Raw genomic sequence first — 6,000 nt, forward strand, 5'->3', positions numbered from 1 at the left:
ACTATAATTTCGATGAGTTAAGACAAAATCATAGATAGCTTGGGATTAATCTGCCCATTAAGATTTGTTTTACACTCGCATTAATCTAGGTTCGTATTTATATTTCTTAATCTCAAAAATTGTGTTTCAAAGTCTATTGCATCTTTCTTTCTTTTCTTTTTTATTAGGTAATATTTAGATGTTGCGTTTGTAAAAACAATTCTAATAAACAATTTACCAATAACTAGGAATGAAGTTTTCTTTACAATTAGGATTAAAGCAATTTTTTTAAAACTAAATTCTTCTTGCGTCTCTTTAATATAAACTTCATTAAAGTTTATTCTACCAAAATCATTTTCAAATGAGTCTTTAAGCATTTTTTTTCTTTTTGTATGTGTAGATATAGAGAATTATGATAATTACTATATAGATTCCTAAATTAGATATTGGTAATGATGGTGGAGGATCTATTGTGCTACCGTCGTCTAGAGGTGGTGGTGGTTCTGGCCCATCAAATAAAAAAATAATAGTATAAGAATGATTGATAATTTTTGTAAGAATTTTTTTAAATACCATTATTTATATAAGTTTGAATTGATACTCTATATTCCATTATGAATTTCTATTTTTTCTAAACAACTTCATTTAATTTATTTACATTTATTAATTGAGCGTTGTGTTGTTTATTGCTTAACTCTTTAATTTTTTTATTAGCCTTGTATACTAATGTTTTAGCATCATTTTTATTTTCAATGGGAATTTTTATTTTTATGGTCTTTGCCCCATTCTTTTGAATTATTAGTTTGTATTCGAAACTTTTAAAAAAAACAGCAATTGATAGGGTTATTGTACCTATTCCAGCAATTAGTAACTTGTCGTTATATGTTAGTGGATAATTTAAAAAATAAAACACAGCTATTATTGTGGCTACAGTTGTTAAAATCAAGTAATTCCATTTAAGAGACCTTTTTTTGTGAATTACAATTTTTTTAATTTCATTTAATTTTACTTTATTTTGCAGTCTTAATTGTTTAATTATCAAATCTTCTTTCGAAAGCACTCCAAAAGAATTAACATGTGTGTTTTTTTCAACTTGATTTTGTGATAATGATTCTAATTTATGGTTTTCCATTATATCTTTTTTTTATTTTTTTTCGAATTTATAATGATTTATTTTCTAAGCTATGTCTGTTATTATTGTGATATGCTTATTTTAGATTTTATTTTCAGACTCCGTTTGTTTTTCAATTCCAATCAATGCTATTTGTGTTGTTCCGTTTTTTGTTTTGATTGCATATTACTCTTAATTTATAAAAATGGATATTGCGATTATGGTTGCTTCAATTTTTTTTAAATGCTATTAAAACTGGAATTAAATCAAATCAACTTAGGCAATTTTCAAAGTTTTTTGGGTTAGACAAGCCATTGATTTTATAACATAAAATGATGTGGCAATTTAAATCCATTGATATTACGGATTTTTCGATAAATCTATTTTTTACATAGCATGTTCTTTTAAAAAGCAAAAAAAGTATTGATTTTGATTTCCAAAAATTCTTTAGAAACAAATTTCGAGAAATTGCTAAAGTAAAAGGTGGTTGTCGTTAGTTTGATTTTATTCAAAATGTTGACTTTACAACGACATCACAATTTGTAAAATGAGCGTATGGGTTTTATATGGTTTTTAAATTTGAGTAGTGACGCTTTTTTATAGCTGGCAAAACTTTTTGAAGGTAAGCGTTTGCCTGAAGTGGCGAAGCAATTTTTGACAACAAAAAGTTGATTTAGAACTGGTAGGAGTTGTTATTGTTCTATTTTTAAAAGAATTGGAAAAACTAGGATTAGTTGTAGTGAAGTAAAAGTTATAGATGCGCGTTTTGTAGAATTGCCTAAACATTTTACTATTATGGCTGTAAATGACCAAATCAAGAATAGTAAATTCTAATAAAAAAACATCAAAATGACCTAGATGCAAAGTAGATGCCAAAAAGAACATTAGTAAATCTATTGACGATAAGCAAAAATTAAACAGCCAAGAAAATCAAGATTGTGAGCTAGAGAGGAACACATTTTTGGAGTTATGAAAAAAAGTATTGATCGAATATGTTTACACCTTTTTTTTATTTAAATGAATCAACCCAACAATTGGATTAATAAATTAAACCAACATATGTTCATAATAAATCAATTACAAACAATTTAAATTTGAACAACTAAAAAATACTTAATAAAATTAACCTATCATCCTATCAAAAATAAGAAAAGTTTATTGAAACTAATTTCAATAAACTTTTCTTGGTACTATATACTACCAACTATTTTAACTTTAAAGCCTTTTTATAACGTGGCTTTAGCTTTGATAGCTGTGGTAGATACACTAATATGCAACTATTTGCTTGTTAATTGCTAATCTCTCTTATCACATTGTTTGAAAAAATAAGATTAAGTGCGTATCTAGCATATTGATCTCCAACAATATTTACCTTTAAACCTGTCGGTTGTGATAAATTAGTTCGGGTAAAAGATTTACTTGAAAGGAATGGCAAAGTAAACCAAAAATAATTAGGATCTTTTGGGGTTGTAGCAGTTTGTCCAACAGGAGCATAAGAATAGTTATTTAAAGTACTATTATATCTACGGTCATAAAAATTTAAGTGCACACTGGTGGGAGATGTTTCGCTTTCAAGATTTTGAAGCGTAATCGATGTACTAGAATCATCTTTGTATGCAATATTAAAAGCTGATCTTGCTGTAGCTAGAGTAGTATTGTTTTGTTGAGTATTTGGCTTTCTTGTTTCACTGATATTTTTTATTGATAGTGACATTGTGTAGTTTGCCGGAATTTTTTTGTTTAGTATTTCAACTTCTAGATCCGGTTTTTTTTCTTGCATTAAACTTGATGTGCTTTTTTCAGTAGTTGAGTTTGATTGTAGAGAGGCACTATTATTGTCTGTATCTCTATTCAAATCCACTTTCATTGATGGTTTAGAGTCTAAATAATTTTGAATTAGATCTGTGTTATCAGATGATACTTTTAGATCAACACTGTACTGACCAGTTTGATCTTTAATAGTAATTTTTTGAGAAAATTTGTACTGTTGTGTTTCATTTATTTCACGTGAATTGTTTTCAGTACTAGCAACGCTATCTTCTTGCGAACACGAAACAAAAAGTAAACTTGAGATACAAGCTGCAATAAATGTTTTTTTTAAATAATTTTTCATTTTTAAATAATATTAAGGTTTAAATATAACAGAAACTATTTCTGTTTTTCACAACGTCTATTAATTTTATAAATATGTTGTTTTTATTACTACTAAACTATAACAGTACTAATAAATAAAATGTCGTGTAGTTTACATTTATAACAAATAAATAATTAATTACAACATTCAAAGCTTCTTGGGTTTAGACAAGTCATTGATTTATTTAAGCTAATGCAATGGCATTCAGTTTTCTATGGTGTTAAATTTAAATTGGGAAAGTTACATGTGAAGTGGAAAAAGAATTTGATAGGTCAATTGTTAGTTTGCACTTTTATGATTTTCTTTGAGGATAAAGACTTTATTAAGTTTAAATCTAAAAGGAGAAAAAAGAAAGATAATTGAAATTATAGTAGTCAACGTTTAGTTGCGGTTTTATGGGATACTACCTTTGAATGCACTATTCATTTACAACTTCTTCAAATGTAATTCTGTATTTTGTAGTTTTATCATTGCTGAATTCCACTTTGCCATTTAGTTGGTTTGTTAGTAAGTTTATTAATTCTAATCCAAAGGATTTTTTTTCTATGTTATGTTCATTAAATCCAATACCATTATCTATTACTATTAACTCATATTGATTTGTCAAGAGTTGTTTTATATTGATTGTAATTTTACCTTTTTTACTGTTTGGAAAAGCATGTTTAAGTGCGTTTGTAATTAATTCGTTTATGATGAGTCCCAATGGTATTGCTGTTGTAAGGTTCAGTGTTATGTCTTTTGCCTCAATTGTTATACTTGTATTTGAATTCTCAAAAGTTTCACTTATTGATTGTGCTAAGTCTTCTCCGTATAGTTGAAAATTTATTTTGTCTAATGACTCTTCTTTTTGGTATAAATTTTGGTGTATTAAAGCCATTGTTATTATTCGGCTTTCTCCTTTTTTTAGGAAGTCATATATGTCAGAGTAGTTGCTTCTTCTTGCTTGAATATTGAGCATGCTTATGATTAGTTGCAGGTTGTTTTTTACTCTGTGATGCACTTCTTTTAGCAATATCTCTTTCTCAGTTAGAGCGTCTAGAATAATTTTTTTTGTAATTGAAAGTTCAGAAATATTTTCTTGTAGTTCAAATGTTTTTTCTTCTATTTTCTCTTTTAGTTTTTTTTCTCTTTTTTTGTTAAAATGCAATCCAATTAAATAGGCAAGGTGAAGAAATGCTATTGACAAAGCCGCTATTGCAGCCCAGAACCATTTTGTCTCATGATTTCTAGGTTTGAAATCTAGAGTAAAAGATTTTATAACATCAGTTCGATTGTCAAATCCATGAGTACTTATTTTAATAAATAGTTTGTGGATTCCTTTTTTGTAACGAGTTATTTGAATTGTTTTCTCTTTGGTATCTTTCCAGCTCTTTTGATCTTCAAATTTGTATGAAACGGTTATGTTTTCTCTATTAAAATAATAGCCGTAACTGAATTTTAAAGTTATGATTTCTGTTTTTTGAGGAATGCTGTAAAAGCTATGTTTCATTGGATAATTTACTTTGTTGTCTACTAGTACTTGATCCATTACAATAGTACCTGAAAAGAGATGTTTTTTTATTTCTTGTGGTTGGAACCAAACAAATCCTTTCATTGAGGGAAACCCTAGTATTCCGTTATCTTCTTTTAGAGAAGAAAATGTGCTACCGCCATTAAACTCATTGGTAGGTAAGCCATCTTTTGTTAAAAAAACATAAGAGTTTATTGGTAATTGTTTTAAAATGTTTGCTAGTGCTTTGTTTTTATTTACTGTTAGTAAACCGTTATTTGTTGAAATCCACAAATAACCGAACTTATCCTCTTCTATAGCATGCGTTGTGGTTATGTCTATATTTTTATCAATCACTTTGTAGACTTTGTTTTTGCTTACTAGAAACAGGCCTTCGCCGTAGCATCCAACCCAAAAAGTTGAGTTATTTAAAAGTTTTATATATCGCGCATTAACATTTTCTAAACCACTTATATAATTAATTTGATGCGTTAATGGTTTGTAAAGTATAACACCTTTATTAGTAGCTATTATTAAATTATTACCAACAGATTTTATAGTATTTATTATCTGGGTTTTTACTATTTTATTTTTTATTACATTATCAAAAAATATTTTATTTCTTGACAAGAAAGCCACGTTTTTTTCGTTTGAAAGCCATAGTGTTTTGCCTACATAAGTAAAGCTTGTTAGAAAATTTAAATTGTTGTTAATTTTAAATGGTGTTCTTGTTTTTAAGTTAATTAATGAGATCAGTTCATTTTTTTTTGCTTGATAAAAATAATCGTCTTTATATTTTAATAAAAAACGCATATTACCCTCATAGTTATTAATTTCTCTATGTTCTAATTTTTTTAATTTTGTATTGTAAATCCAACCGTTGTAATTGTACCAATTTCCGTTTTTCTTAATTATCGAATAATCACTAAAATTGTGATTGTTTTTTAAGTAAATGGTATGAAACTTATTTGGATTTACAACTGCCATTCCTTGGCTTGTTGATCCAAAAATATAGAGATCATCTTTTTCTGAATAAGAAAATTTTAGGTTGTCATTGGTAGGGCTAATGCATGAAAACTCCGTGTAGAGTTTATTATTTTTATAAAGTATTTTATAAATGTTGTTTTTGAATTTAATATAGTAAGTGTTGTCGAACTCAACTAATGCATTATTTTGCAATTGTTTAAAACCACTTTTAATGAAATCTTTAATAACACCATCTGTATCAATGGTCTCAAAACTTATTTTATTTCCTACAATGTGTCCAATTTTTTCTTTGTTTAGTAC

The 6,000-nt window shown here is 27.1% G+C and carries 5 protein-coding genes; all 5 read right to left on the minus strand.

Annotated elements, in window-relative coordinates:
- Positions 1-80: 80 nt before the first annotated feature.
- A complete protein-coding gene (locus ACH2CG_RS11850) occupies positions 81-356 on the minus strand; it encodes a hypothetical protein (RefSeq protein ID WP_395065428.1) in 276 nt (91 codons plus the stop codon).
- Positions 349-555: a hypothetical protein gene (locus ACH2CG_RS11855; RefSeq protein ID WP_395065430.1), complete on the minus strand. Its 207-nt coding sequence runs from the start codon at positions 553-555 to the stop codon at positions 349-351. The genes ACH2CG_RS11850 and ACH2CG_RS11855 overlap by 8 nt, the downstream gene beginning before the upstream one ends.
- Before the next feature lie 55 nt (positions 556-610).
- Positions 611-1,111: a hypothetical protein gene (locus tag ACH2CG_RS11860; protein ID WP_395065432.1), complete on the minus strand. Its 501-nt coding sequence runs from the start codon at positions 1,109-1,111 to the stop codon at positions 611-613.
- 1,267 nt (positions 1,112-2,378) lie between these two features.
- Positions 2,379-3,203, minus strand: a complete 825-nt coding sequence (locus ACH2CG_RS11865; protein WP_395065434.1) for a hypothetical protein — start codon at positions 3,201-3,203, stop codon at positions 2,379-2,381.
- Between the two features lie 439 nt (positions 3,204-3,642).
- A partial coding sequence (locus tag ACH2CG_RS11870) for a histidine kinase dimerization/phosphoacceptor domain -containing protein (protein ID WP_395065436.1) occupies positions 3,643-6,000 on the minus strand: 2,358 nt, incomplete at its 5' end.

Source organism: Flavobacterium sp., assembly GCF_043778725.1.
GTDB lineage: Bacteria > Bacteroidota > Bacteroidia > Flavobacteriales > Flavobacteriaceae > Flavobacterium.